Source organism: Streptomyces sp. Ru72 (assembly GCF_002920635.1).
GTDB lineage: Bacteria > Actinomycetota > Actinomycetes > Streptomycetales > Streptomycetaceae > Streptomyces.
Window position 1 is genome coordinate 34777 of the sequence record NZ_PQSR01000022.1, and the last position, 24961, is coordinate 59737.

The following is a 24961-nucleotide window of genomic DNA, read 5'->3' on the forward strand; positions in this document are numbered from 1 at the left end:
CGTTTGCTCAGCCACAGTCGAGTGACCGATCCCCACGAACGGAGCCGTGCCCCATGGGCGAGCAGCACACCGTGAAGTTCCCCCAGGAAGTCGTCGACGAGTACGCCGCGCTCGGCGTCGACCTGCCCGCCCTCTTCTCCGCCGGGCACCTCGGCACGCGGATGGGCGTCCAGATCGTCGAGGCGTCCGCAGAACGCGTCGTCGGCACCATGCCGGTGGAGGGCAACACCCAGCCGTACGGACTGCTCCACGGCGGCGCCTCCGCGGTCCTCGCCGAGACCCTCGGCTCGGTCGGCGCCATGCTCCACGGCGGCAGCTCCAAGATCGCCGTCGGAGTCGACCTGAACTGCACCCACCACCGGGGGGTGCGCTCGGGCCTGGTCACCGGCGTGGCCACCCCCGTCCACCGGGGGCGCTCCACGGCGACGTACGAAATCGTCATCAGTGACGAGAGCGGCAAGCGCGTGTGCACCGCCCGCCTCACCTGTCTGCTGCGCGATGTGCAGCCCGGCGACGAGGCGCACCTGCGCACGGCCGACTGAGCCGCGAAAGCCCCTGCCCCGCACGGCCGTTGCCCTCGGACACCTGGCGGCTTAGCGTCATGGCATGACAAGGGGAGGAGTTTCCCGGCCGGGCCCGACGGCGCTCGGGGTCTGACGCGCACCGGCGCTCTGACGAGCGGATCGGCGGTCGGCTGCGGCTGGTCCGACTCCGGCTCCGGCTCCGGCTCCGGCGAGGCGACGGGCACCGAGCACACCGTCTCCACTGCGGCGCCACCGCAGGCCCTACAAGTCCATGGGGCTCCACGACCGACCAGTTACGACACCCTCCGGACGGTCGTGGACACCGGGCGGGCCGGGAAGGGGCGTCAAGGTGCCGCAGCGGCCGAGAAGTCGATCGACCGTCACGCCCGCGCGGCTTGCGCCGCCTGACATAGGCCCCGTCGAGCCGGGCGAGGGCGCGCGCGGGGGACGCGAATCCGCGCGACGTCCCCGGTGTCCGTATCGGACCTCCGGCTTGGCCGAACGACCGGCACCGCCGTGCGGCCCTCACGGCCCCGGCAGCCGCCGCCCTCCTCGCGGGCGGCGGCCATCTGCATGCGTCCGGCCTCCACGAACCACCAGCCAGGGCCCCGCTGTACCCCTCCAGGCGGTCGACATCACCTACCTGCGCGCCCCCGGGACGATCTGCCAGGACTTCCGGTTCCGAGGTCGCACTGCGCGTGCAGCCCGGCCCACCGGTCACCGTGAGACGGATGACCCAGCCCTACGCCGGCCTGTCACTGCCCTCCGAGCCCGCCGTCCCCTTCCGGACGGCGGCATACCCCACCGCAGGATCACCACGCACGTAACCGATTACGGGAAACATCGGAGAACGGTGGACTCCCTTTCCGGAACGTAACTCTCCGTAATATGCGCGCAATAAAAGCTCGTAGTTTCGTACCCGGGTCACGGTATGAACAGGACCCGTCAGAAGCCCTGCAAGTCGCCTGCAGCAACCGTTCCGCGTAATCACCAAAACCGCTGAGACACCTGAACACATCCCGGCGGGTCCTGCACATTCTCACTATGCGGACTGGGCGAATCAGTCCGAATTCCGCTCTTCCGCCCACCCAGTACCGCTCTCCATTACCCGATGTCATAACAAGAGCGTCACAGCCTCGCTCAACCTCTCCTTTACCTCCCCCACACCCGCTTAGAGTCACGGCCAGTCACCGCGCGGTCTGAATGTCAGTTCGGCCCAGCGCTCGACTCGGCCGCTTCCAGAGGGAGGCGCCGCGCCAGGGAAAGGACTGATCGTGCGTCAACGTTCGCTCATCGCCATCACCGCCGCTCTGGCGGCGGGAGCGCTCACCCTCACCGCCTGCGGCTCGCGCGACAGCGGCGACAAGGGCTCGTCCGGTAGCGGTAACACCACCGTCGTGATCGGCGTCGACGCCCCGCTGACCGGTCAGAACTCCGCCACAGGGCTCGGCATCCAGTACGGCGCGCAGATCGCCGTCGACGACGCCAACAAGAACAAGACCGTCCCCGGCGTGACCTTCAAGATCCAGGCCCTGGACGACAAGGCGGTGCCGGCCACCGGCCAGCAGAACGCCTCCCAGCTGGTTGCCGAAAAGGACGTCCTCGGCGTCGTCGGCCCGCTCAACTCCGGTGTGGCGACCCAGATGCAGCAGGTCTTCGCGACCGCCAACCTGGTTCAGATCTCCCCGTCCAACACCAACCCCGAGCTGACCATGGGCAAGAACTGGCAGACCAACAAGGTCCGTCCGTTCAAGACGTACTTCCGTACGGCGACCACCGACGCCCTCCAGGGCGCCTACGCGGCCGACTACGCCTACAACGGCGCCAAGAAGAAGAAGGCCTTCGTCGTCGACGACAAGCAGACCTACGGCGCCGGTCTCTCCAAGATCTTCCAGGAGCAGTTCGTCAAGCAGGGCGGCAAGGTCATCGGCACCGACCACGTCAACGTCGGCGACCGTGACTTCTCCACCCTGGTCACCAAGATCAAGAACTCGGGTGCCGACCTGCTCTACTACGGCGGCCAGTACGACGAGTCCGAGGTCCTGACCAAGCAGCTCAAGGACGCCGGCGCCAACATCCCGCTGTTCGGCGGCGACGGCATGTTCACCCCGACCTACATCAAGACGGCCGGCAAGGCCGCCGAGGGCGACCTGGTCACCTCCATCGGCGTCCCGGTCGACACCCTGCCCGCCGCCAAGGACTTCGTGGCCACCTACAAGGCCAAGAAGTACCCCGGTGACTACGGCACCTACGGCTCCTACGCCTACGACGCCGCCACCGCCATCATCAAGGCCGTCGGCCAGGTCGTGAAGGACGGCAAGATCCCCTCCGACGCCCGCGCCCAGATCGTCGACGCCGTCCAGAAGAACTCCTTCGACGGCATCTCCGGCAAGATCGCCTTCGACGAGTACGGCGACACCACCAACAAGCAGCTGACCGTCTATCAGGTCCAGAACGGTGAGTGGAAGTCCGTCAAGAGCGGCACCGCCAACCCCAAGAGCTGACGACCGGAACACCCCGCAACACCCAGGGCCGCGCGGCGCAGACCACCGTCACCGCGCGGCCCGTCCTCTGCCCCTGACTCTCCCCACCACATGGAGGCCATGCGGTGAACACCCTGCCGCAGCAGCTGGCCAACGGGCTGTTCCTCGGCTCGATGTACGGCCTGATCGCCATCGGCTACACGATGGTGTACGGCATCGTCCAGCTCATCAACTTCGCCCACGGCGAGATCTTCATGACCGGAGGCTTCGGTGCCCTCACGGTCTACCTCGCCCTGCCTGACGGCATATCCATGTGGGTAGCCCTGCCACTGATGCTCGTGGGCGGCGCACTGGTTTCCGTCCTCCTCGCGGTCGGCGCCGAACGCTTCGCCTACCGGCCACTCCGCGGAGCACCACGCCTCGCGCCCCTCATCACCGCCATCGGCCTCTCCCTCGCCCTGCAGCAGGCGGTCTTCAACTGGTACAAGTACGGCGGCGACGCCAAGTCCGCCCGGGTCTTCCCGCAGCTGCCGTTCGGGCCCTACCACCTCGGCTCGGTCACCATCCAGAGCGGTGACATCTTCCTGATCATCGCCGCTCCCGTGTGCATGGCGATCCTCGCCTTCTTCGTCCGCCTCTCCCGCACCGGCCGCGCCATGCAGGCCACCGCCCAGGACCCGGACACCGCACAGCTGATGGGCATCGACACCAACCGCATCATCGTCATCGCCTTCGCCATCGGCGGCTTCTTCGCCGCGGTCGCCGGCGTCTCCTACGGCCTCAAGTACGGCTCCGTGGCCTACGACATGGGCTTCATCGCCGGTCTCAAGGCCTTCACCGCGGCCGTCCTCGGTGGCATCGGCAACATCTACGGCGCCATGCTCGGCGGCCTCGTCCTCGGCCTCGCCGAGGCCATGGCCACCGCCTACATCGCCGACATCCCCGGCATGCAGCAACTCGGCGGCCAGGGCTGGGCCGCGGTGTGGGCCTTCGTCCTCCTCATCCTCGTACTGCTGTTCAGGCCACAGGGCCTGCTCGGCGAACGCGTCGCGGACAGGGCGTGACCACCATGACCGACACCATCACCAGCACCACGACCACGGCCGAGCGCGGACCCGTCCCGCTCCCCCGTGCCGCCGCCCGCCTCCTCATCGCCGTCGGTGCCGTCGGAACCATCGCCAGCACCTTCCTGAGCTGGACCTGGACCTCCGACTTCCCCGGCGACCTGACCGTCTACGGCTACCCGGCAGGACTGCAGATCCTCGCCCTCGTGGCCGGCGCCCTCACCCTGCTGTACGCCCTCACCCTGTGGAACGTACCGGGGCTGCGCTGGCTCAACCCGGCGAACGCGACCTCCCCCGTCCTGCTGACGGCCCTGTCCGCCTTCGCCGTCTGCTGGTTCACCGGCATCGCCATCGCCGTCGACCTCGGCGGCCTGGTCAACCTGGAGCCCGGCGGCTTCGTGGCGATGGCCGCCTCCGCGCTCCCGGTCGTCGGCGCACTCGCGCTGCCCCACCCCGCCCCGGGCACCGGATTCCGCGGTTACCTCACCAAGCCCGACCAGCCCCGCCCCGGCAAGCTCTCCCCGCTCTCCGAACGGCTCATCATCACCGCGGGCACCGCCGTCGCGCTGATCGCCTTCACCTACGGCATCGGCATCGACAACGACGCGAGCGAGACCTTCATCGGCTTCCTCCTTCTCTTCATCTTCGCCGCCTGGGGTCTCGTCCACAGCGGACTCGTCGACACCTACGCGACGATCTCCGCCCGGCACAAGGGATTCGCCGCGGCCCTCGCCTTCGCCGCCGCCGTGATCTTCCCCTTCACCCAGAGCGACGACCACAACGCCAACATCGGCGTGAACATCCTCATCTTCGCCACCGTCGCCCTCGGCCTGAACATCGTCGTCGGCCTCACCGGCCTCCTCGACCTCGGATACGTCGCGTTCCTCGGCGTCGGCGCCTACGCGGCCGCCCTGGTCTCCGGCTCCGAGTACTCCCGGTTCTCGGGCGTGCAGTTCCCCTTCTGGGCCGCCGCCCTCACCGGCATGGCCGCCTCGCTGGTCTTCGGCGTCCTCATCGGCGCGCCCACCCTGCGGCTCCGCGGCGACTACCTGGCCATCGTGACCCTCGGCTTCGGTGAGATCTTCCGCATCACCGTCAACAACCTCGACGGCGACTCCGGACCCGACATCACCCGAGGCCCGAACGGAATCACGCAGATTCCCGACCTCAACATCTTCGGGTTCAACCTGGGCGCATCCCACGACATCGCCGGTTTCACCCTGGGCCGGTTCGCCAACTACCTGTTCCTCATGCTCATCGTCACGGCCATCGTCGTGCTCGTCTTCACCCGCGCCGCCGACTCCCGTATCGGCCGCTCGTGGATCGCCATTCGCGAGGACGAGACCGCCGCCACCGCCATGGGCATCAACGGCTTCCGGGTCAAGCTCGTCGCCTTCGCCCTCGGCGCCTCCCTCGCGGGTCTCGCCGGCTCGGTCATGGCACACGTCAATTACAGCGTCAACCCGCAGCCCTACCAGTTCGCCGGCGCCGCCCCGCCCAACTCGGCCTTCCTCCTCGCCGCCGTCGTCCTCGGCGGCATGGGCACCGTCAGCGGCCCGCTGCTCGGCGCCAGCGTGCTCTACCTGGTCCCCGAGAAGCTCCAGTTCCTCCAGAACTACGAGCTGTTCGCCTTCGGCATCGCGCTCATCATCCTGATGCGCTTCCGGCCGGAGGGCATCATCGCCAACCGCCGCCGCCAGCTGGAATTCCACGAAACCGGCCAACTCGACGTACCCGAACAAGCGACGCTGACCGACGAACCGGCCGTCACCAAAGCAGGGGCGTAAGGAACCATGACGACACCTGTACTCGAAGCACGTGACGTCACGATGCGCTTCGGCGGCCTGACCGCCGTCCGCTCCGTCGACTTCACGGTCAACAGCGGCGAGATCGTCGGCCTCATCGGCCCCAACGGCGCCGGCAAGACGACCTTCTTCAACTGCCTCACGGGCCTGTACGTCCCCACCGAGGGCACGGTCTCCTACAAGGGCACCGTCCTGCCGCCCAAGCCGCACCTGGTGACCCAGGCGGGCATCGCCCGTACATTCCAGAACATCCGTCTGTTCGCCAACATGACGGTGCTGGAGAACGTCCTCGTCGGCCGCCACACCCGCACCAAGGAAGGCCTCTGGTCGGCCCTGCTGCGCGGCCCCGGCTTCAAGAAGGCCGAAAAAGCCAGCGAGGAACGGGCCATGGAACTCCTGGAGTTCATCGGCCTCGCCCACAAGCGCGACCACCTGGCCCGCAACCTGCCCTACGGCGAGCAGCGCAAGCTGGAGATCGCCCGCGCGATGGCGTCCGAGCCGGGCCTGCTCCTCCTCGACGAGCCGACCGCCGGCATGAACCCCCAGGAGACACGCGCCACCGAAGACCTGGTCTTCGCCATCCGCGACAAGGGCATCGCCATCCTCCTCATCGAGCACGACATGCGCTTCGTCTTCAACCTCTGCGACCGTGTCGCCGTCCTCGTCCAGGGCGAGAAACTCGTCGAGGGAACCTCCGACGTCGTCCAGGCCGACGAGCGCGTCATCGCCGCATACCTGGGCGAACCCTTCGAGGGCGAGCCCGGGGCGGCCGAGGTCGCGGAGGTCGAGGCCGCCGAGGCCGCCGAGGCCGCGGCACCGGTCGACGCGGAGAGCACCACCGGCACCACCAAGGGAGAGACCCAGTGACCGCACTGCTCGAGGTCGAGGACCTCAGGGTCGCCTACGGCAAGATCGAAGCCGTCAAGGGCATCTCGTTCAGCGTCGAGGCCGGCCAGGTCGTCACCCTCATCGGCACCAACGGCGCCGGCAAGACGACGACCCTGCGCACGCTCTCCGGCCTGCTCAAGCCCACCTCCGGGAAGATCACCTTCGACGGCAAGCCGCTGACCGGTGTCCCCGCGCACAAGATCGTCGCGCTCGGGCTCGCCCACTCCCCCGAGGGCCGGCACATCTTCCCCCGCCTGACGATCGCGGAGAACCTCCAGCTCGGCGCCTTCCTCCGCAAGGACAAGGAAGGCATCGAAAAGGACATCCAGCGCGCCTACGACCTCTTCCCGATCCTGGGTGAGCGGCGCAAGCAGGCCGCAGGCACCCTCTCCGGCGGCGAACAGCAGATGCTCGCCATGGGCCGCGCACTGATGTCCCAGCCGAAACTGCTCATGCTCGACGAACCCTCCATGGGCCTCTCGCCGATCATGATGCAGAAGATCATGGCGACCATCGCCGAACTGAAGTCCCAGGGCACGACCATCCTGCTCGTCGAGCAGAACGCCCAGGCGGCACTCTCCCTGGCCGACCAGGGACACGTCATGGAGGTCGGCAACATCGTCCTCTCCGGCACGGGCCAGGACCTGCTGCACGACGAGTCGGTACGCAAGGCGTACCTCGGCGAGGACTGAGCGCGCGTTTTTGGGCATACGACGAGGCCCGCACCCCGTGGCAACGGGGTGCGGGCCTCGTCGTATGCACCAGCGGGGACGTCAGCCCTTGGCGGCCTTCTTCTCCTCCGCGTCCTGAATGACAGCCTCCGCGACCTGCTGCATCGACATACGACGATCCATGGACGTCTTCTGAATCCACCGGAACGCAGCCGGCTCCGTCAGCCCGTACTCCGTCTGCAGGATCGACTTCGCCCGATCCACCAGCTTCCGGGTCTCCAGGCGCTGCGAGAGGTCCGCGACCTCCTTCTCCAGCTCCTTCAACTCCGTGAACCGCGAGACAGCCATCTCGATCGCCGGAACGACGTCACTCTTGCTGAACGGCTTCACCAGATACGCCATCGCACCCGCGTCCCGCGCCCGCTCCACCAGATCACGCTGCGAGAACGCGGTCAGCATCAGCACCGGGGCGATACGCTCCTCGGCGATCTTCTCCGCCGCGGAGATACCGTCGAGCTTCGGCATCTTCACATCGAGAATCACCAGGTCAGGCTTGTGCTCACGGGCCAGCTCGACGGCCTGCTCACCATCGCCGGCCTCACCGACGACGGTGTAGCCCTCCTCCTCGAGCATCTCTTTGAGATCGAGCCGGATGAGCGCCTCGTCCTCGGCGATGACGACACGGGTCGTCAGCGGAGGCACGTGCGACTTGTCGTCGTCGGGTACGGGCTGGGGCGACTCGGCGGCGGTCACGGGGGCTCCTCGTTCAGGGCAGGGGTACTGCTGACAAGAGCCTACCTAGCTGCGGTAAGGTGGGGACACGACGGGTGGCCGTCGACCTTCGTTTTGAAGGGGGCCCCGGTAGCCCAGCGGTAGAGGCAATGGTCTCAAACACCATCCAGCGTCGGTTCGAATCCGACCCGGGGTACTTTTCCTAAGAATCCAAGGTCACCTTCTGCGAGGCGGATGTTCACGTTCTCGTGAATGTCCGCTATTTGCTGCACACCGTCACATCCTGCAACGCACTGTGGTCACATGTACGACGTGGGCACACGCAGGCGGGCACTGGCCTTGGTGGCACAGGGGCGCAGCCTGAACTCGGTGAGCAAAGAGACCGGTGTATCGCGGGCGGCGATCCGGTCATGGCAAGTACGCCTCGAGCCGCTCGGCCGTTCCGCTCCATGCCCTCGATGCTGCGACATCCCCAACCCGCCTGGCGAGCCCGTCGCGTACACCTATCTGCTCGGTCTGTACCTCGGAGACGGCTGCCTGAGCCTCCTCAGGAGGGGCGTCTACTTCCTTCTTCGCATTGCCTGCGCCGACGCCTGGCCTGGTCTGATCGACGCCTGCGCCGCAGCCATGCAAGCGGTATGCCCCGCGAACAAGGTCTTCCGGGTTCAACGGCAGGGCTGCCAGTACGTCACCAGCTACAGCAAGCACTGGCCTTGCCTGTTCCCCCAGCACGGCCCCGGCAAGAAGCACGAACGCCGCATCGCCCTCGAACCCTGGCAGCAAGCCCTCGTCGATGCCCACCCGTGGGAATTCATCCGTGGCCTCATCCATTCCGACGGCTGCCGTATCACCAACTGGACCACCCGGCTCGTCGGTGGTGAGCGCAAGCGCTACGAGTATCCGCGGTACTTCTTCACCAACACGTCGGCCGACATCGTCAAGCTCTTCACGGACACTCTCGACCAGGTGGGCGCGGAGTGGAAGACACTCAACCAAAGCCGCGCTGCCGTGACCATCTCCATCGCCCGCAAAGCCTCCCTCGCCCTCCTCGACGCCCACGTAGGCCCCAAGTACTGACCGACTACTTCGGGCTGTCGTCCTCGCCGATGTGGTGTACCCGGACCATGTTCGTCGAGCCCGACACCCCGGGCGGCGATCCTGCCGTGATCACGACCACGTCGCCCTTCTGGCAGCGGCCGTACTTCAGCAGCAGTTCGTCGACCTGGTCGACCATCGCGTCCGTGGAGTCCACGTGCGGTCCCAGGAACGTCTCCACGCCCCAGGTGAGGTTGAGCTGCGAGCGCGTGGCCGGCTCGGGGGTGAAGGCGAGGAGTGGGATCGGGGAGCGGTAGCGGGAGAGGCGGCGGGCGGTGTCGCCGGACTGGGTGAAGGCGACGAGGAACTTCGCGCCGAGGAAGTCGCCGATCTCTGCTGCCGCGCGGGCGACGGCGCCGCCCTGGGTGCGGGGCTTGTTGCTGTCGGTCAGGGGCGGGAGGCCCTTGGCGAGGAGGTCTTCCTCGGCGGCCTCGACGATGCGGGCCATGGTCTGGACCGTTTCGACGGGGTAGTTGCCGACGCTGGTCTCGCCGGAGAGCATGACGGCGTCCGTGCCGTCGATGACGGCGTTCGCGACGTCGCTCGCCTCCGCCCTGGTCGGGCGGGAATTCTCGATCATGGAGTCGAGCATCTGGGTGGCGACGATGACCGGTTTGGCATTGCGCTTCGCCAGCTTGATGGCGCGTTTTTGGACGATCGGGACCTGTTCGAGTGGCATTTCGACGCCGAGGTCGCCGCGGGCGACCATGATGCCGTCGAAGGCGGCGACGATGTCGTCGATGTTCTCGACCGCCTGGGGTTTTTCGACTTTGGCGATGACGGGGAGGCGGCGGCTTTCCTCGTCCATGATGCGGTGGACGTCCTTGATGTCCCGGCCGCTGCGTACGAATGAGAGTGCGATGACGTCGAAGCCGGTGCGCAGGGCCCAGCGGAGGTCGTCTTCGTCTTTCTTGGAGAGTGCGGGGACGGAGACGGCGACGCCGGGCAGGTTCAGTCCTTTGTGGTCGGAGATGACGCCGCCTTCGAGGACGGTGGTGTGGACTTGGGGTCCGTCGACGGATGTGACCTGGAGGCAGACTTTGCCGTCGTCGACGAGGATGCGTTCGCCGGGGGTGACGTCGGTGGCGAGGCCGGCGTAGGTGGTTCCGCAGGTCTGGCGGTCTCCCTCGATGCCTTCTTCGACGGTGATGGTGAAGGTGTCACCGCGTTCAAGGAGTACGGGGCCTTCGGTGAAGCGGCCGAGTCGGATCTTCGGGCCCTGAAGGTCGGCGAGGATTCCGACGCTGCGGCCGGTTTCGTCGGCGGCCTTTCGTACGCGTTGGTAGCGCTCCTCGTGTTCGGCGTAGGTGCCGTGGCTGAGGTTGAAGCGGGCGACGTCCATTCCGGCTTCGACCAGTGCCTTGATCTGGTCGTAGGAGTCGGTGGCGGGGCCCAGAGTGCAGACGATCTTTGCTCGGCGCATGGTGTGAGCCTATGACTTACCGGCCGGTAGAGAATTCGTTGTGCGTGACTACTCAACAACCTTTGGGTGAAGCCTTGTTGCCAAGTGTTGAATTGTGCGGTGTCCCGCTCCGATGAGCATCCGTGAGAAATCGCTGCGGCATATTCACCGGCGCCGGGGTCCCGGGTCGAGGGGGCGGGTGCCCCAGGGGGCCGCTCCGCATGCTGCCGAGGTCACCAGATCGAAACCTGCGAGGACTGTTGCCGCTGGTCATGCTCGGGTCAGAATCTACGCGCGTCGTTGACCTTTTCGCGAGGAGTTCGAGAGATGCCGTTGAACCGCCGTAAGTTTCTGAGGAGATCCGCTGCGACCGGGGCGGGGGTGGCGCTGGCGGGTGCCGCGGCGGCTCCGGCGGCCGAGGCCGCGCCGGCGGGGAGGGGTCGGAAGCGGTATGCGCTGACCGTGATGGGGACGACGGATCTGCACGGTCACGTCTTCAACTGGGACTACTTCAAGGACGCGGAGTACGCGGACAAGGCGGGCAACGCCCAGGGCCTGGCCAGGATCTCGACGCTGGTGAATCAGGTGCGCGAGGAGAAGGGCCGCTGCAACACGCTGCTGCTGGACGCGGGCGACACGATCCAGGGCACGCCGCTGACGTACTACTACGCGAAGGTGGATCCGATCACCGCCGAGGGCGGTCCGGTGCATCCGATGGCCCGGGCGATGAACGCGATCGGGTACGACGCGGTGGCACTGGGGAACCACGAGTTCAACTACGGTATCGAGACCCTGCGCAAGTTCGAGGCGCAGTGCGACTTCCCGCTGCTGGGTGCGAACGCGCTGGACGCGAGGACTCAGCGGCCGGCGTTCCCGCCGTACTTCATGAAGACGTTCCGTGTGCCGGGCGCTCCCCCGGTGAAGGTTGCCGTGCTCGGTCTGACGAATCCGGGTATCGCGATCTGGGACAAGGCGTATGTGCAGGGCAGGCTGACGTTTCCGGGGCTGGAGGAGCAGGCGGCGAGGTGGGTGCCGAGGCTGCGGTCGATGGGTGCGGATGTGGTCGTGGTGTCGGCGCACTCGGGTGCGTCGGGCACGTCGTCGTACGGTGACCAGGTGCCGTACGTGGAGAACGCGGCCGCGAATGTGGCGCGGCAGGTGCCGGGTATCGACGCGATTCTGGTGGGGCACGCGCATGTGGAGATCCCGGAGTTGAGGGTCACCAATGAGCGGACGGGGAAGACGGTCGTCCTTTCGGAGCCGTTGTGCTACGCCGAGCGTCTCACGCTCTTCGATATCGACTTGGTGTTCGACAAGGGTCGGTGGGATGTGGAGTCGGTGTCGGCGTCGCTGCGGAACTCCAACACGGTCGCCGACGACCCGGAGATCACCGAGTTGCTGTCGGAGGCGCACGCCGCCGTGGTGACGTATGTCAATCAGGTGGTCGGCAAGGCGACGCAGACGTTGACGACGGTGGAGGCGCGGTACAAGGACGCGCCGATCATCGATCTGATCACCAAGGTGCAGGAGGACGTCGTCAGGGCGGCGCTGGCGGGCACGGAGTTCGCGTCGCTGCCGGTGATCGCGCAGGCGTCGCCGTTCTCGCGGACGTCCGAGATCCCTGCGGGGGAGGTGACGATCCGGGATCTGTCGAGTCTGTACGTGTATGACAACACGCTGGTGGCGAAGCTCATGACGGGTGCGCAGCTCCGGGCGTACCTGGAGTACTCGGCGGAGTACTTCGTGCGGACGGCGGCGGACGCGCCGGTCGATGTGGAGAGGTTGACGAACGCGGGCGGTCGGCCGGACTACAACTACGACTACGTCTCGGGTCTGGCGTATGACATCGACATCGCGCAGCCGGCTGGTTCGCGGATCAGGAATCTGTCCTTCGGCGGTGCCGCGTTGGACGACGCGCAGCAGTTCGTGCTGGCGGTGAACAACTACCGCGCGAACGGTGGCGGTGCCTTCCCGTATGTGGCGTCGGCCAGGGAGCTGTGGTCGGAGTCGACGGAGATCCGGACCCGGATCGCGGAGTGGGTGACGGCGAAGGGGGTCCTTGATCCGAAGGACTTCGCGTCGGTGGACTGGCGGCTGACGCGGGACGGTACGCCCGTCTTTTAGGGCCTGTGAGGCGAGGTGGGCGGCGCCGGCGCGGGGTTCCGTGTCGGCGCCGCCCGGCTTTCGCGGTCTTCTACCGTTCGTCGACGAGCGGGGTGAGGATCTGCGGGCGTCGGCTGGGTGGGATCCGGTCGGCCTGCTGGAGTCCGAAGGTGGTGAAGGCGGTTCGGCGGGGCAGGGGGTAGGGCTCTTTGCCGGTGAGGGAGTTGAGGATGGTGGCGCTGCGCCAGGCGGCGAGTCCGAGGTCGGGGCTGCCGACGCCGTGGGTGTGGAGTTCGGCGTTCTGGACGTAGACGTGTCCGGTGACGGCGGGGTCGAGGATCATGCGGAAGTGGTCGTCGATGCGGGGGCGGCCGCTGGAGTCGCGGTGCAGGTAGGGGTCGAGTCCGGCGAGGAGGCGGCCGAGGGGGCGTTCGCGGTAGCCGGTGGCGAGGACGACGGCGTCGGTGGTGAGGCGGGAGCGGGTGTCCTGCTGGACGTGTTCGAGGTGGAGTTCGATTCGGGTGGTGCCGACGCGGCCGGCGGTGCGGACGCGGACTGCTGGGGTGAGGACGGTGTCGGGCCAGCCGCCGTGCAGGGTGCGGCGGTAGAGCTCGTCGTGGATGGCGGCGATGGTGCCGGCGTCGATGCCCTTGTGGAGCTGCCATTGGGCGGAGACGAGGCGGTCGCGTACGGGTTCGGAGAGGGCGTGGAAGTAGCGGGTGTAGTCGGGGGTGAAGTGTTCGAGGCCGAGCTTGGAGTACTCCATGGGGGCGAAGGCTTCGGTGCGGCCGATCCAGTGGATCCTCTCGCGGCCGGCGGGGCGGTGGCGCAGCAGGTCGAGGAAGACTTCGGCGCCTGACTGTCCGGAGCCGATGACGGTGATGTGGTCGGCGGCGAGGATCGTGTCGCGGTGCTGGAGGTAGTCGGCGGCGTGGATGACGGGTGGGCCGGGGGCTTTGACGAGGGGTTCGAGGGGTTCGGGCACGTGGGGTTCGGTGCCGACGCCGAGGACGATGTTGCGGGCGTGGGTGCGGCCGAGGGCTTGGGCTTGGCCGGTTGCGTCGAGTTGGGTGTAGTCGACTTCGAAGACGTCCGTGTCGGGGTTCCAGCGAACGGCGTCGATCTGGTGGCCGAAGTGGAGTCCGGGGAGGTTTCCGGCGACCCAGCGGCAGTAGGCGTCGTATTCGGCGCGCTGGATGTGGAAGCGTTCGGCGAAGTAGAAGGGGAAGAGGCGCTCGCGGGTCTTGAGGTAGTTGAGGAAGGACCAGCGGCTGGCGGGGTCGGCGAGGGTCACCAGGTCGGCGAGGAAGGGGACTTGGAGGGTGGCGCCGTCGATGAGGAGGCCGGGGTGCCAGTCGAAGCCGGGGCGTTGTTCGTAGAAGGCGGTGTCGAGTTCGGCCAGGGGGTGGGCGAGGGCGGCGAGGGAGAGGTTGAACGGGCCGATGCCGATGCCGACGAGGTCGCGGGGTGCGTCGGGTTCGTGGTGGGCCGGGGTGGTCATCGGGGCGTGCTTCCTTCCACCAGGTTCAGGAGTGCGGCCAGGTCGCCGGGCCGGGTGTGGGGGTTGAGGAGGGTGGCTTTGAGCCACAGGCGGCCGTCGAGGCGGGCGCGCCCGAGGACGGCGCGGCCGTCGTGCAGGAGGGTGCGGCGGACGTCGGCGACGGTGTCGTCGGACGCTCCGGTGGGCCGGAACAGGACGGTGCTGATGGTGGGCGGGGCGTGCAGTTCGAAGGCGGGGTGGGCGGCCAGGAGGTCGGCGAACTCGTGTGCGCGGGCGCAGACCTCGTCGACGAGGGTGCCGAGTCCGGTGCGGCCGAGCGTCTTGAGGGTGACGGCGATCTTGAGGATGTCGGGGCGCCGGGTGGTGCGCAGGGAGCGTCCGAGAAGGTCGGGCAGTCCGGCGTCGGTGTCGTCGTCGGCGTTGAGGTAGTCGGCGCGGTGGTGCAGGGCGTGCAGGTCGTGGGGGTCGCGGACGGCGAGGAGGCCTGCGGCGACCGGCTGCCAGCCGAGTTTGTGCAGGTCGAGGGTGACGGTGTGGGCGCGCTGGAGGCCGGTGAGGAGGGCGCGGTGGCGGTCGCTGAAGAGGAGTCCGCCTCCGTAGGCGGCGTCGATGTGGAGGCGGGCGCCGTGGGTGGCGCACAGGTCGGCGAGGGCGGGCAGGGGGTCGATGAGGCCGGCGTCGGTGGTGCCCGCGGTGGCGGCTACGAGGACGGGTCCGCGGGGGCCGGTCGGGTCGGTGAGGGTGGCGTGGAGGGCGGCGGGGTCGAGGGTGCCGCGCGGGGTGGGCAGGACGACGGGCCGGGGCAGTGCGAGGAGCCAGGCGGCGCGGGTGAGGGAGTGGTGGGCGTTGGCCCCGCAGACGAGGCGGACGGTGCCGTGGGCTTCGCGGGCGAGGAGGAGGGCGAGTTGGTTGGCTTCGGTGCCGCCGGTGGTGACGAGGGCGGCGGCGGGGCTCGCCTCCGGGGCGCCTGTGCCGGCGTAGATCTCTTGGGCGAGTGCGTGGGTGACGAGCGTCTCGAGTTCGGAGGCTGCCGGGGCCTGGTCCCAGGAGTCGAGGGAGGGGTTGAGGGACGAGGCGGCGAGGTCGGCGGCGGTGGCGACGGCCAGGGGCGGGCAGTGCAGGTGGGCGGCGCACAGCGGGTCGGCGGGGTCGGCGGCGCCTTCGGCGAGGGCGCGCACCAGGGCTCGTACGGTGTCCGGGTCGCCCTTGTCCGGCAGGACGTCGCCGACGGCGTCGCGTACCCGGGCGGCGACCGCGGTGGGGCCGCCGGCGGGCAGGGGGCCGCCGCGCGCTCGTGCGCCCTCCTGCAGGGCGTCGAGGACGGTGGCGAGCAACGGCCGCAGGGCGCTCGGTCCGTCGGGTCCTGAGGCGAGGGGCGGCAAGCTCATGGGATGTCCTCCCGGGGGCGCGCGGCAAGGGTAGTCAAGCCTGGCGGCAAGGGGGTTCGACACGCCCGAAGAGGACAACGATCGGACCTGAATGCAGGTACTGCCCCGGTGAGGAGAGGGGCTGGAAAGGGTGGCGGGGGCGGCGCGCGGTCGGCGCCCGGTGGTGAGCCGGGCGCCGGTCGGCGGGGAGGGAGGCCTCCTTACGCCTGGCGGATGCGCAGTGCCCGGGCCAGGTCGTCGAGTTCGTCGACGAGCTTGCGGCGCAGGGCCGGGGTGGGGTCGGCTTCGCGCAGGCAGTGTTCGCCGCGGCGGAGGGTGTCCTCGCTCACGGCGTGGCGGGGGAACGCCCAGCGGCCCGCGGCGATGGCGATGGCGGGGCCGCGGCGGGCGGCGACGGCGGGGGCGTCGGTCCAGTAGCGGTCGACGTACTCCTCGACGAGGTCGGCCTGCTCGGGCTGCCAGAAGCCCTGGGCTGTGGCGGTGAACAGGTAGTTGGACAGATCGGCCTGGTCGTCGGTGGTGAACATCGCCTCCCAGGCGCGCCGCTTGGCCTCCGGGTCGGGCAGGGCGGCGCGGCAGCGGGCGGCGCCTTCCTGGCCGGTGGCGCTGGGGTCGCGGGCGAGTTCGTCGGCGATCGTGGCCTCGTCGACGGCGCCGAGGACGGCGAGGCGGCCGAGGATGCGCCAGCGCAGTTCGGGGTCGAGTTCGGGTCCGCCGGGCACGGTTCCGTCGGCGAGCCAGGCGGCGATGGTGTCGGGGTGGGCGGCGGCGTCGATGAAGTGGCGTACCGCGATCAGGCGCAGCCCTGGGTTGTCGCCGTCCTCGGTGCGGCGGATGAGGTCGCGGCACAGTGCGGTGAGGGTGGCGAGGGCGGTGGGGCGGGCGGCCGGGGGCAGGTAGCGGTCGGCGATGTGGCCGGAGGCGAAGGCGAGGACGCCTTCGACGAGGGCGAGGTCGGTTTCGTGCGGCAGGTGGGTGCGGGCGGTGTCGAGGTAGGTGGTGGCGGGCAGTCGGCCGTCGCGGACGGCGTCGCGAAGGGCGTTCCACACGACGGCGCGGCCCAGTGGCTGGGGCAGCCCGGCGAGGGCGTTCTGGACGGTTTCGAAGGACTCGGTGTCGAAGCGGACCTTGGCGTAGGTGAGGTCGCCGTCGTTGAGCAGGAGCAGGTCGGGGCGCTTGCCCAGGGGTTGGGGCGCGGTCTGGGGGATGTCGAGGTCGAGCCGTTCGCGCAGGGCGAGGGTGCCGTCGCCGGCGATGTGGCGGTCGTAGAGGCCGACGCTGATGCGGTGCGGGCGGCTGCCGTCGTGGTCGACGGTGAGCGTGCAGGTGCCGTCGTCGGTCTGGGTGAGGTGCGGGGTGAGGGTGTCGACGCCGGTGGTGCGCAGCCAGGCGTCGGCCCAGGCGTGCACGTCGCGGTCGGTTGCGCTGGCGAGGGAGTCGATGAAGTCGGCGAGGGCGGCGTTGCCGAAGCGGTGGCGGGCGAAGTGGGTGTTGATGCCGGCGAGGAAGTCCTTCTCGCCTAGCCAGGCCACCAGTTGCCGCAGTGCGGAGGCGCCCTTGGCGTAGGAGATGCCGTCGAAGTTGAGGAGGGCGGAGGCGGTGTCGTCGACCGCTTCGGGGGCGACGGGGTGGGTGGAGGGGCGCTGGTCTGCGTCGTATCCCCATGCCTTGCGGGCGACGCCGAAGTCGGTCCAGGTGTCGGTGAAGCGGGTGGCTTCGGTGAGGGTCTGGTAGCCCATGTACTCGGCGAAGGACTCGTTGAGCCAGATGTCGTCCCACCAGCGCAGGGTGACGAGGTCGCCGAACCACATGTGGGCCATCTCGTGGGCGATGACCATGGCGCGGGTCTGGCGCTGGGTGTCGGTGACGGCGGAGCGGTAGACGAACTCGTCGCGGAAGGTGACGAGGCCGGGGTTCTCCATGGCTCCGGCGTTGAATTCGGGGACGAACGCCTGGTCGTAGGAGTCGAAGGGGTAGGGCTCCTCGAACTTCTCGTGGTAGCGGTCGAAGCACTGGCGGGTGATCTCCAGCAGTTCGTCCGCGTCGGCGTCGAGGTGGGGGGCGAGGGAGCGGCGGCAGTGGATGCCGAAGGGCAGCCCGCGGTGTTCGGTGGTGACGGAGTGCCAGGGTCCGGCGGCGACGGCGACCAGGTAGGTGGAGATGAGGGGGGTGGTGGCGGCACGCCACAGGCCGTCGCCCTGGCGGGTGGTGACGCCGTTGGCGAGGACGGTCCAGTTCTCGGGCGCCTTGACGGTGAGGTCGAAGACGGCCTTGAGGTCGGGCTGGTCGAAGGCGGCGAAGACGCGCTGGACGTCGTCGAGGAACAGCTGGGTGTAGACGTAGGTCTCGCCGTCGGTGGGGTCGGTGAAGCGGTGCATGCCCTCGCCGGTGCGGGAGTAGCGCATGACGGCCTCGATGCGCAGTTCGTGCTCGCCGGCGGTGAGGTTTTTCAGTGGCAGCCGGTTCTCGACGAGGGTGGCGGGGTCGAGGGGCTGTCCGTCCAGGGTGGCGGAGCGCAGCTCGGCGGGCTTGAGTTCGACGAAGGTGTCCCCGGCCGTGCGGGCGGTGAAGCCGATGACGGTACGGGAGTCGAAGGTCTCGTCGCCGCCGGTCAGGTCGAGGGAGATCGCGTAGCGGTGGACGTCGAGGAGCCGGGCACGGGTCTGCGCTTCGTCGCGCGTGAGTACGGACATGGGGGACATGCTGCCCGATGCCGTCGAGCGGGCACAGGGGCGGTCCGGTACACGCCCTATGTCCGTCCGTCGTCGTGTGCGCTGGTGGGTGCGCGGGGCGGCTCGATGGTGTGGTCCTCGCGCTGGCCCGGCAGGCGGGGCTCGGGGTGCGGGAGGGCGCGTGCGGGGGGCGTGGTGCCTTCCTTGAGCCGGGCGCGCAGGGCGCGGACCTCCTGCTCCAGCGTCCGGGAGCGCTGGTGGGCGTTGTAGAGGTAGCGGACCTTGGTGCGCAGGGCCCAGGGGTCGACGGGTTTGGTGACGAGGTCGGCGACGCCGAGGGCGAAGGCGGCGGAGGTGAGTTCGGCGTCGATGCCGAAGCCGGTGAGCAGGATGACGGGGATGTGCTGGGTCTGCTCCACGCGCCGCATGTAGCGCACGACGTCGAGACCGCTGACTTTGGGCATGCGCACGTCGAGGAGCAGAAGGCCGACCTGGCCGCGCAGCACTTCTTTGAGTGCGGCGTCGCCGTTGGTCGCGCGGGTCACGCGGTAGCCCAGTGGGGCGAGGGCGCTTTCCAGCGCGTAGAGCGTGTCCACATGGTCGTCGACGATGAGAATCCTGGCATCAGACGGCATGGCCTGAGGTCCCCTCGCTTGGGCAACCAGCTTATGCCGGAACCGTCTTACCGCGCGCACCTTTGACCGGACAAAGAGCCTTTCGGCCGATTCGGAAGGCGTACGCATGTCCGACGGATGTTCGATCGATCGAGCGTTTGTGCGTCAGTCGGGCGCGGTGGCCGCCCGGACGGCCGACTGCCCACGGCGTCCCTCCGGCGGCCGCGCCCCGGTTGGCACCGCCGGGCAGTCCGCGGCCCTTCCGGCCCGGCGCGGCACATGCGGCGAGGTACGGCCAGGTGCGGCCGGGAGGGGCGCGCCGCGGCACGCGTGGCCGGTCGCGGATGTCAATCCTTGGGGCCGTCCGCCGCCGAGGTGGCGTCCTCGGCGATGCTCTCGTGGTGGCGGATGACCTCCGCGATGATGAAGTTGAGCAGCTTCTCGGCGAACGCGGGGTCGAGTTTCGCGCTCTCCGCCAGCCGGCGCAGCCGGGCGATCTGTGCGGCCTCCCGGGCCGGATCGGCGGGCGGCAGCTGGTGCGCGGCCTTGAGGTGGCCGACCTGCTGTGTGCACTTGAAGCGCTCGGCGAGCATATGGACGACGGCGGCGTCGATGTTGTCGATGCTGTCGCGCAGCCGCGCCAGTTCGGCGCGCACGGCCGGGTCGACGTCTCCGGTGGTGCTGTGGCGGGTGGTCATGGGCGACCACCCTACGGGGCGCGCCCTTCCTCGATCATCGGCGTCCGAAGTGCGGATCGCTTCCCTCCCCCGCTCCCCGCGCACCACTCCCCGCCGAGGGCGCACCACCCCGGTGGCGCGGCGCCGCGCGTACGCTCCGCCCCCGGCCGCGAGCCCGCCTACAGTGGAAGCACAGCCGGCGTCTTCAGGGGGTGCGGACGTGGCGAACGGCGGACCGGTCGAGCACGGCTATCCACATCTGGACACGGTGCGGGCGGCCATCACCGCCCTGTACAAGCGGCTCTCGTACGACACCATCCGCACGTTCGGAACCAGCGTGCTCCCTGCCGACGTGGCCTTCTGCGACCAGGACGACCTGCACCTGGGGGCGCAGCGGGTGGCGCGCGAGCTGGTGCGGCACTACCGGCTGCCGGACGCCCGGATGATCGTCAGCTTCCGTGAGATGACGCACGCGGCGAACGTCGAACTCGCCGCGGGGCCCGAGTACTTCGTGGAGCTCAACGACCGGTTCCGCACCCATCGCCGGGACATCGGCGCGGCCCTCGCGCACGAGGTGATGCACGTCTATCTGCACCGCCTCGGTCTGTCCTTCCCCGGCACGCGTGACAACGAGATCCTCACCGACACGGCGGCGACGTATCTCGGCGCCGGCTGGCTGCTGCTGGACGCCTTCCGTGAGGACGGGGTGTCGTCGCAGAAGCTCGGCTATCTCACCCCGGAGGAGTTCGGCTACGTGCTCGCCAAGCGGGCTCTGGTGTTCGGGGAGGACCCCGCGGTCTGGTTCACCAGCCCGCAGGCGTACGCGGCGTACACCAGGGGCATGGCGCAGGCCCGCCGTGACGAGCAGCAGCCGCCGCTGACGGCGGCAGGCTGGGCGGGCCGCCGCCGCTACGCCAAAGACCGCCGCTCGGCCCAGGACCATCTGGCGGTCGGTCCGCATCCGGGCGTCCCGTACTCGTTCACCGCGTCCGGCCGCGGTCCGCTGGGCGTCTGCTTCCCGTGCCCGACCTGCCACCAGCGGATCCGGGTGCCCGTACGGGGGCGGGTGCGGGCGCGCTGCGGGCTGTGCCGCACCGTGCTGGAGTGCGACACGTGAGGTGCGGCGGCCTCCCGGTGCGACCGGAGCGCGACACATGAGTGCGGCCGTCTCCCGGTGCGCCCGGTGAGGCGACTCGGAGGCGGCGCGGAGGTGGCACAGAACACCTCATATGTCTTTGCGCCCGCGGCCCTCTCGGAGCGAGGGTCGAGTCATGAACACGCACGAGCCGCCGGGGCTGTTCGCGGCGGTGTACGCAGGGGACGAGGACGCGGTCCTTCGGCTGCTGCGCACGGGAACGAGCCCCGAGTCGACGGACGAGGAGGGCCAGAGCGCCCTGTATCTGGCGGCGGTGAGCGACGCGCCGGGCGTCGCACGGCTGCTGCTGGCGGCCGGCGCCGATCCCGACCGTCTCAGCGCGGGCGCCGACGCTCCCCTGTGCGGCGCCGCCTGCGGGGGCCACACGGAGGTCGTACGGACTTTGCTGGCGGCCGGCGCGGATCCGGATCTGGAGGAGGGGTACGGGTTCCGGGCACTGACCTGGGCGGTGCAGCGGGGCCATGCGGAGGTCGTCCGGCAGCTGCTCGCGGCCGGCGCCGACCCGGACCTGCCCGGCCCCGCCGGGGAACCTCCGCTGGTGGCCGCCGCCCGCCGCGGCTCCCCCGCCTGCGTGCGGGCCCTGCTGGACCATGGCGCCCGGGCACGGCGGGAAGCGCTCGCCGAGGCGCGGCGCTGGCTCGCACTGGACGTCGCGGCCGAGCTCCGGGCGGGCCTTGAGGCGGCATACGGCCCGGGGAACGAGTACGTCACGCGCCGCTGGGAGCAGGAGCCGGGCACGGTGACCGTCGAGGTCGCCCTGGTGCGCGATGGCAGGCCGGTGGCGGGGAACGACCGGCAGACGGGCCACCGCCTGATCGTGGACCTGTTGCAGGCGGGGCCCGGCGCCCTCACCGGGTGAGGCGCGCAAGCGGGGACGCGGGCCTCGTGGCCCGCGCCCCCAGAGCTCCTGCGCCGTTCACTCCTCGTGCGCGGCCACCGCCCGCCGGGGCAGGGCCGTGCACAGCGCCGCGCACAGCACGAACACGCCCGTCACCCACGGCATCGCTCCGGTCAGCGCCCGCGTCGGACCGTGTGAGATGTGCTCGAAGAACACGGTGCCGATCACGGCCGCCCCGAGCGCCCCGCCGAACTGCTGAGCGGTGGAGAAGATGCCGGACGCGGCGCCCGCGAGATCGCCGGGGACGGCGGACAGCACGACGTTGACGAGGGGTACGACCAGCAGGCCCAGACCGGCGCCCGCGAGCACCAGGCCCGGCACCAGCGGCCAGGCCCCGGTGTGCGTGGCGGGTGCCCCGTGCGCCGCCGCCCACACCGACCCGAACCCGCCGGCCATGAGCACCGCGCCCGCCGCGAGCACCAGCCGCCCGAAGCGCACCGCCAGCCCGTCCGCCATCGGCGCGGTCAGGAAGCCGCCGACCGAGAACGCCACCGTCACCACACCCGCCTGCATCGGGGTGTAGCCCTCGCCGCCCTGCAGCCAGATCGCGAAGATCAGGAAGAAGCCCTGCATGCCCACGGAGAAGAGGAGCTGGACGAGGAATCCGACGGAGAACGCCGGCAGCCGGAACGCCCGCACCGGCAGCAGCGGCACCGTGTCCGCACCGCGCCGCCCGGCCTGAAGGACGCCGAGTCCGACGACCGCGGCGACGCCGGCCGCGAGGCAGGCCCAGCCCCACAGCGGCCAGCCGTTGACGCGTCCCTGGACAAGCGGCAGCACGATCGCCACCAGGCCCGCGGCCAGGATCAGGCTGCCGAAGACGTCCGGCCGCCCGGCCGACCTCTCCTTCGTCGAGGGCACGAGCACCAGCCCGGCCGCGAAGGTGGCGACGGCGACGGGGACGTTCACCAGGAACACCGACCGCCAGCCCCAGCCGAACAGATCGGCGTCCGTGAGCAGCCCGCCCAGCAGCAGTCCGATCGCGGAGGCGAACCCGGCGACGGCCCCGTACATCCCGAAGGCGGCGCCCCGTTCCCGGCCCTGGAACAGCGTCCGGAACGAGCCGAGCACCTGCGGCAGCAGCACCGCGGCCATGACGCCCTGCACGGCCCGGGCCGCGATCAGCTGACCCGGTGACTGGGCGATTCCGCACCCCAGGCCGGCCAGCCCGAAGCCGGCGGTTCCGAGGAGGAAGAGGCGACGGCGGCCGAACCGGTCACCGAGGTGCCCGGAGATGATCAGCGTGGCCGCAAAGCCCAGCAGGTAGGCGGAGACCAGCCACTGCAGGGCGTTCTGCGCGGCATGCAGATCACGGCCGATGGACGGGATGGCGACGTTGACGATCGTCCCGTCGAGCAGGTCCATCAGGGCCGCCACCATCATCACGGCGGCAGCGGCCCAGCGGCGCGGATGCGGCTCCGCCACCGGCTCTGAGGTGGCGGCGAGGGTTGAGGTCATGGTGACTCCCGACGACGACGGCCGTTGGCACGGCCCGGATTTATTTCGTTCGACCTAACGAAAGACTTGCATCGACAGAGCGATGGGCGCAAGTCCTTAGTTCGCCCGAACGAAATATTTGCTAGCCTGGGGCCATGAACAGCGGTGAGACGGACGGCACGACCCACGGCGCGGCAGCGGTCGTGGTGGACGACGAGCGGCGGGCCAGGGTGCTGGAGCAGCTCATGGCCGTGGGGCGGCAGCACAGCGCGGTCACGGTGATGTTCCATTCGGCGATCGCCGCGAAGCAGGGCCTGAACGCCACGGAGGAGAAGACCCTGGACTTCCTCGAGCGGCGCGGTCCGCTTACCGCGAAGGACCTCGCCGAGCTGACCGGCCTTGCCCCCGCGTCCGTCACGGGGCTCGTCGACCGCCTGCAGTCCAAGGGGTTCGTGCGCAGGGTCAAGCACCCGACGGACAAGCGGCGTGTGCTCGTGGAGCTGGACCAGCGAAAGCTCGGCGAACTCGCCGTGTTCTTCGAGGAGTGGGCACGGGACATCGTCGAGGCGTGCGAGGAGTTCAGCGAGCAGGAACTGGAGACCGTGGTCCGGTTCCTGGAAGTGATGTCCGAGCGGCAGAGCAAGTTCGTGGCCCGCCTGTCCGAATAGGACGCACGGACGCACGGACCCTCGCCGGGGGCTCCCGGCCCCGGGCCACCCGGCTGCTGCCCCTGGCTCCCGACTCCCGGGCCCCTGGCACTCGGCCGCCGACCCGGCCCGGCTTCCGGCCGCCGGCTTCGGGCCTCCGCCGGCCTCGGCCCTTGGCTCCCGGCCTCAGTCGGCTCCGTCCCCGTACACGGCCCCCGGTGCCTCGGCCTCCGTCAGGAGTTCCAGCGCCGTCTGCCCCGCCTCGGCCGGGGTCCACCGCGCGCCCTTGTCCACCGTCGGGCCCCGCCGCCAGCCCTCCATGACGCTGATCCGGCCGCCTTCCGTCTCGAACACCCGGCCGGTCACGCCGGCGCTCTCGGCGGATCCCAGCCAGACCACCAGGGGCGAGACGTTCTCCGGGGCCATCGCGTCGAAGCCGGTGGCGGGTGCCGCCATCGCCCCGGCGAACGTCCGCTCGGTCATCCGGGTACGCGCGGCGGGCGCGATGGCGTTGACCTGCACCCCGTAGCGTCCGAGTTCCGCCGCCGCGACCAGCGTCAGGGCGACGATTGCGGCTTTGGCCGCGCTGTAGTTCCCCTGCCCGACCGAGCCCAGCAGCCCGGCGCCGCTGCTGGTGTTGACGACCCGGGCGCAGGGGGTGCGCCCCGCCTTCGCCTCGGCACGCCAGTGCGCCGCCGCGTGTCTCAGCGGCAGGAAGTGGCCCTTGAGGTGGACGCGCACGACCGCGTCCCATTCGTCCTCGTCGAGATTGACCAGCATCCGGTCGCGCAGGAAACCGGCGTTGTTGACGAGGGTGTCCAGCCGCCCGTACGCGTCCAGGGCGGCCGCCACCAGGGACGCGGCCCCTGCGCTCGTCGCGATGTCACCGCCGTGCGCGACCGCTTCGCCACCGGCCGCGCGGATCTCCTCGACGACCCGCCCGGCCGGACTCTCGGCGCCGGGAGTGCCGTCGAGGCCGACTCCGAGGTCGTTGACGACCACCCTCGCCCCCTCGGTGGCGAACGCGAGGGCGTGGGCGCGTCCGAGACCGCGGCCCGCGCCGGTGACGATCACTACGCGGCCGTCGGAGACACCGGTCACGGCATGCCTCCTCTTCCTGTCTCCGGAGCGGCCTTGCCGCCCTTGCCGCCCTTGCCGACGGTCGCCGCGTCGAGGAACGCGGGGCGCTCCCCTCCCCCGTGGA

At 69.8% G+C, this 24961-nt stretch carries 20 protein-coding genes and 1 tRNA gene; 12 read left to right on the forward strand and 9 right to left on the reverse strand.

Annotated elements, in window-relative coordinates; all coding sequences use genetic code 11:
• Positions 1–53 precede the first annotated feature (53 nt).
• The 6 genes from C3488_RS13555 to C3488_RS13585 all read left to right on the forward strand — a co-directional run bounded on the left by C3488_RS13555 (position 54) and on the right by C3488_RS13585 (position 7456).
• A complete protein-coding gene (locus C3488_RS13555; protein WP_103839648.1) occupies positions 54–542 on the forward strand; it encodes a PaaI family thioesterase in 489 nt (162 codons plus the stop codon).
• Between the two features lie 1256 nt (positions 543–1798).
• Entirely contained in the window at positions 1799–3028 is a 1230-nt protein-coding gene (locus C3488_RS13565; RefSeq protein ID WP_103839649.1) for a branched-chain amino acid ABC transporter substrate-binding protein, read from the forward strand.
• 104 nt (positions 3029–3132) lie between these two features.
• Positions 3133–4071 carry a branched-chain amino acid ABC transporter permease gene (locus C3488_RS13570; RefSeq protein ID WP_103839650.1) on the forward strand — a complete coding sequence of 313 codons (939 nt, stop codon included), beginning with the start codon at positions 3133–3135 and terminating at the stop codon, positions 4069–4071.
• 5 nt (positions 4072–4076) lie between these two features.
• The gene (locus C3488_RS13575) at positions 4077–5858 is read left to right on the forward strand and encodes a branched-chain amino acid ABC transporter permease (protein ID WP_103839690.1); all 1782 of its coding nucleotides are present in this window, start codon (positions 4077–4079) and stop codon (positions 5856–5858) included.
• A gap of 6 nt (positions 5859–5864) precedes the next feature.
• Positions 5865–6743, forward strand: a complete 879-nt coding sequence (locus C3488_RS13580) for an ABC transporter ATP-binding protein (protein WP_103839651.1) — start codon at positions 5865–5867, stop codon at positions 6741–6743.
• Positions 6740–7456: an ABC transporter ATP-binding protein gene (locus C3488_RS13585; protein WP_103839652.1), complete on the forward strand. Its 717-nt coding sequence runs from the start codon at positions 6740–6742 to the stop codon at positions 7454–7456. Before C3488_RS13580 ends, C3488_RS13585 begins: the two co-directional genes overlap by 4 nt.
• Positions 7457–7537: 81 nt before the next feature.
• Here the strand turns inward: C3488_RS13585 and C3488_RS13590 are convergent, their stop codons facing one another.
• On the reverse strand, positions 7538–8188 hold the full coding sequence (locus tag C3488_RS13590; protein ID WP_103839653.1) for an ANTAR domain-containing response regulator: 651 nt from the start codon (positions 8186–8188) through the stop codon (positions 7538–7540).
• 102 nt (positions 8189–8290) lie between these two features.
• On the opposite strand from C3488_RS13590, the gene C3488_RS13595 reads away from it, so the two are divergent.
• Both C3488_RS13595 and C3488_RS13600 read left to right on the forward strand, forming a co-directional pair.
• Positions 8291–8363: transfer RNA gene (locus C3488_RS13595), tRNA-Leu, on the forward strand.
• Positions 8364–8470: 107 nt separating this feature from the next.
• Positions 8471–9244, forward strand: coding sequence for a helix-turn-helix domain containing protein (locus tag C3488_RS13600; RefSeq protein WP_103839654.1), 774 nt, complete (start codon positions 8471–8473; stop codon positions 9242–9244).
• Between the two features lie 4 nt (positions 9245–9248).
• Here the strand turns inward: C3488_RS13600 and pyk are convergent, their stop codons facing one another.
• The gene (pyk, locus tag C3488_RS13605; RefSeq protein WP_103839655.1) at positions 9249–10685 is read right to left on the reverse strand and encodes a pyruvate kinase; all 1437 of its coding nucleotides are present in this window, start codon (positions 10683–10685) and stop codon (positions 9249–9251) included.
• Between the two features lie 306 nt (positions 10686–10991).
• Here pyk and C3488_RS13610 point away from each other — a divergent pair, with 306 nt between their 5' ends.
• Complete coding sequence (locus C3488_RS13610) at positions 10992–12788, forward strand: bifunctional UDP-sugar hydrolase/5'-nucleotidase (RefSeq protein WP_103839656.1); 1797 nt, start codon at positions 10992–10994, stop codon at positions 12786–12788.
• A 70-nt stretch (positions 12789–12858) separates the two neighbouring features.
• Here C3488_RS13610 and C3488_RS13615 read toward each other — a convergent pair whose 3' ends face one another.
• The 5 genes from C3488_RS13615 to C3488_RS13635 form a co-directional block, all read right to left on the reverse strand.
• Complete coding sequence (locus C3488_RS13615) at positions 12859–14268, reverse strand: lysine N(6)-hydroxylase/L-ornithine N(5)-oxygenase family protein (protein ID WP_103839657.1); 1410 nt, start codon at positions 14266–14268, stop codon at positions 12859–12861.
• Positions 14265–15656, reverse strand: a complete 1392-nt coding sequence (locus C3488_RS13620; RefSeq protein WP_103839658.1) for an aminotransferase class V-fold PLP-dependent enzyme — start codon at positions 15654–15656, stop codon at positions 14265–14267. The genes C3488_RS13615 and C3488_RS13620 overlap by 4 nt, the downstream gene beginning before the upstream one ends.
• Positions 15657–15856: 200 nt before the next feature.
• Positions 15857–18349, reverse strand: a complete 2493-nt coding sequence (gene pepN / locus C3488_RS13625; protein ID WP_103839691.1) for an aminopeptidase N — start codon at positions 18347–18349, stop codon at positions 15857–15859.
• Positions 18350–18405: 56 nt separating this feature from the next.
• Positions 18406–18963, reverse strand: coding sequence for a two-component system response regulator (locus C3488_RS13630; protein WP_103839659.1), 558 nt, complete (start codon positions 18961–18963; stop codon positions 18406–18408).
• A 326-nt stretch (positions 18964–19289) separates the two neighbouring features.
• Positions 19290–19640, reverse strand: coding sequence for a chorismate mutase (locus C3488_RS13635; RefSeq protein WP_103839660.1), 351 nt, complete (start codon positions 19638–19640; stop codon positions 19290–19292).
• Positions 19641–19839: 199 nt separating this feature from the next.
• Between C3488_RS13635 and C3488_RS13640 the strand changes: the two genes are divergently transcribed.
• Positions 19840–20736: a hypothetical protein gene (locus tag C3488_RS13640; protein WP_103839661.1), complete on the forward strand. Its 897-nt coding sequence runs from the start codon at positions 19840–19842 to the stop codon at positions 20734–20736.
• A 154-nt stretch (positions 20737–20890) separates the two neighbouring features.
• Positions 20891–21634: an ankyrin repeat domain-containing protein gene (locus C3488_RS13645; protein WP_103839662.1), complete on the forward strand. Its 744-nt coding sequence runs from the start codon at positions 20891–20893 to the stop codon at positions 21632–21634.
• A gap of 57 nt (positions 21635–21691) precedes the next feature.
• Here C3488_RS13645 and C3488_RS13650 read toward each other — a convergent pair whose 3' ends face one another.
• On the reverse strand, positions 21692–23131 hold the full coding sequence (locus C3488_RS13650) for an MFS transporter (protein WP_103839663.1): 1440 nt from the start codon (positions 23129–23131) through the stop codon (positions 21692–21694).
• A gap of 134 nt (positions 23132–23265) precedes the next feature.
• Between C3488_RS13650 and C3488_RS13655 the strand changes: the two genes are divergently transcribed.
• Positions 23266–23778, forward strand: coding sequence for a MarR family winged helix-turn-helix transcriptional regulator (locus C3488_RS13655; RefSeq protein ID WP_103839664.1), 513 nt, complete (start codon positions 23266–23268; stop codon positions 23776–23778).
• 165 nt (positions 23779–23943) lie between these two features.
• On the opposite strand, the gene C3488_RS13660 is transcribed toward C3488_RS13655, so the two are convergent.
• Positions 23944–24858, reverse strand: a complete 915-nt coding sequence (locus C3488_RS13660; protein WP_103839665.1) for an SDR family oxidoreductase — start codon at positions 24856–24858, stop codon at positions 23944–23946.
• Positions 24859–24961 lie beyond the last annotated feature (103 nt).

Bases quoted from the DNA above. Each gene is read 5' to 3' on its own strand.
- C3488_RS13555 (WP_103839648.1), top strand. From the start codon at position 54: ATGGGCGAGCAGCACACCGTGAAGTTCCCCCAGGAAGTCGTCGACGAG.
- C3488_RS13575 (WP_103839690.1), top strand. From the start codon at position 4,077: ATGACCGACACCATCACCAGCACCACGACCACGGCCGAGCGCGGACCC.
- C3488_RS13580 (WP_103839651.1), top strand. From the start codon at position 5,865: ATGACGACACCTGTACTCGAAGCACGTGACGTCACGATGCGCTTCGGC.
- C3488_RS13600 (WP_103839654.1), top strand. From the start codon at position 8,471: ATGTACGACGTGGGCACACGCAGGCGGGCACTGGCCTTGGTGGCACAG.
- pyk (WP_103839655.1), bottom strand. From the start codon at position 10,685: ATGCGCCGAGCAAAGATCGTCTGCACTCTGGGCCCCGCCACCGACTCC.
- C3488_RS13610 (WP_103839656.1), top strand. From the start codon at position 10,992: ATGCCGTTGAACCGCCGTAAGTTTCTGAGGAGATCCGCTGCGACCGGG.
- C3488_RS13615 (WP_103839657.1), bottom strand. From the start codon at position 14,268: ATGACCACCCCGGCCCACCACGAACCCGACGCACCCCGCGACCTCGTC.
- C3488_RS13620 (WP_103839658.1), bottom strand. From the start codon at position 15,656: ATGAGCTTGCCGCCCCTCGCCTCAGGACCCGACGGACCGAGCGCCCTG.
- pepN (WP_103839691.1), bottom strand. From the start codon at position 18,349: ATGTCCGTACTCACGCGCGACGAAGCGCAGACCCGTGCCCGGCTCCTC.
- C3488_RS13630 (WP_103839659.1), bottom strand. From the start codon at position 18,963: ATGCCGTCTGATGCCAGGATTCTCATCGTCGACGACCATGTGGACACG.
- C3488_RS13635 (WP_103839660.1), bottom strand. From the start codon at position 19,640: ATGACCACCCGCCACAGCACCACCGGAGACGTCGACCCGGCCGTGCGC.
- C3488_RS13645 (WP_103839662.1), top strand. From the start codon at position 20,891: ATGAACACGCACGAGCCGCCGGGGCTGTTCGCGGCGGTGTACGCAGGG.
- C3488_RS13650 (WP_103839663.1), bottom strand. From the start codon at position 23,131: ATGACCTCAACCCTCGCCGCCACCTCAGAGCCGGTGGCGGAGCCGCAT.
- C3488_RS13655 (WP_103839664.1), top strand. From the start codon at position 23,266: ATGAACAGCGGTGAGACGGACGGCACGACCCACGGCGCGGCAGCGGTC.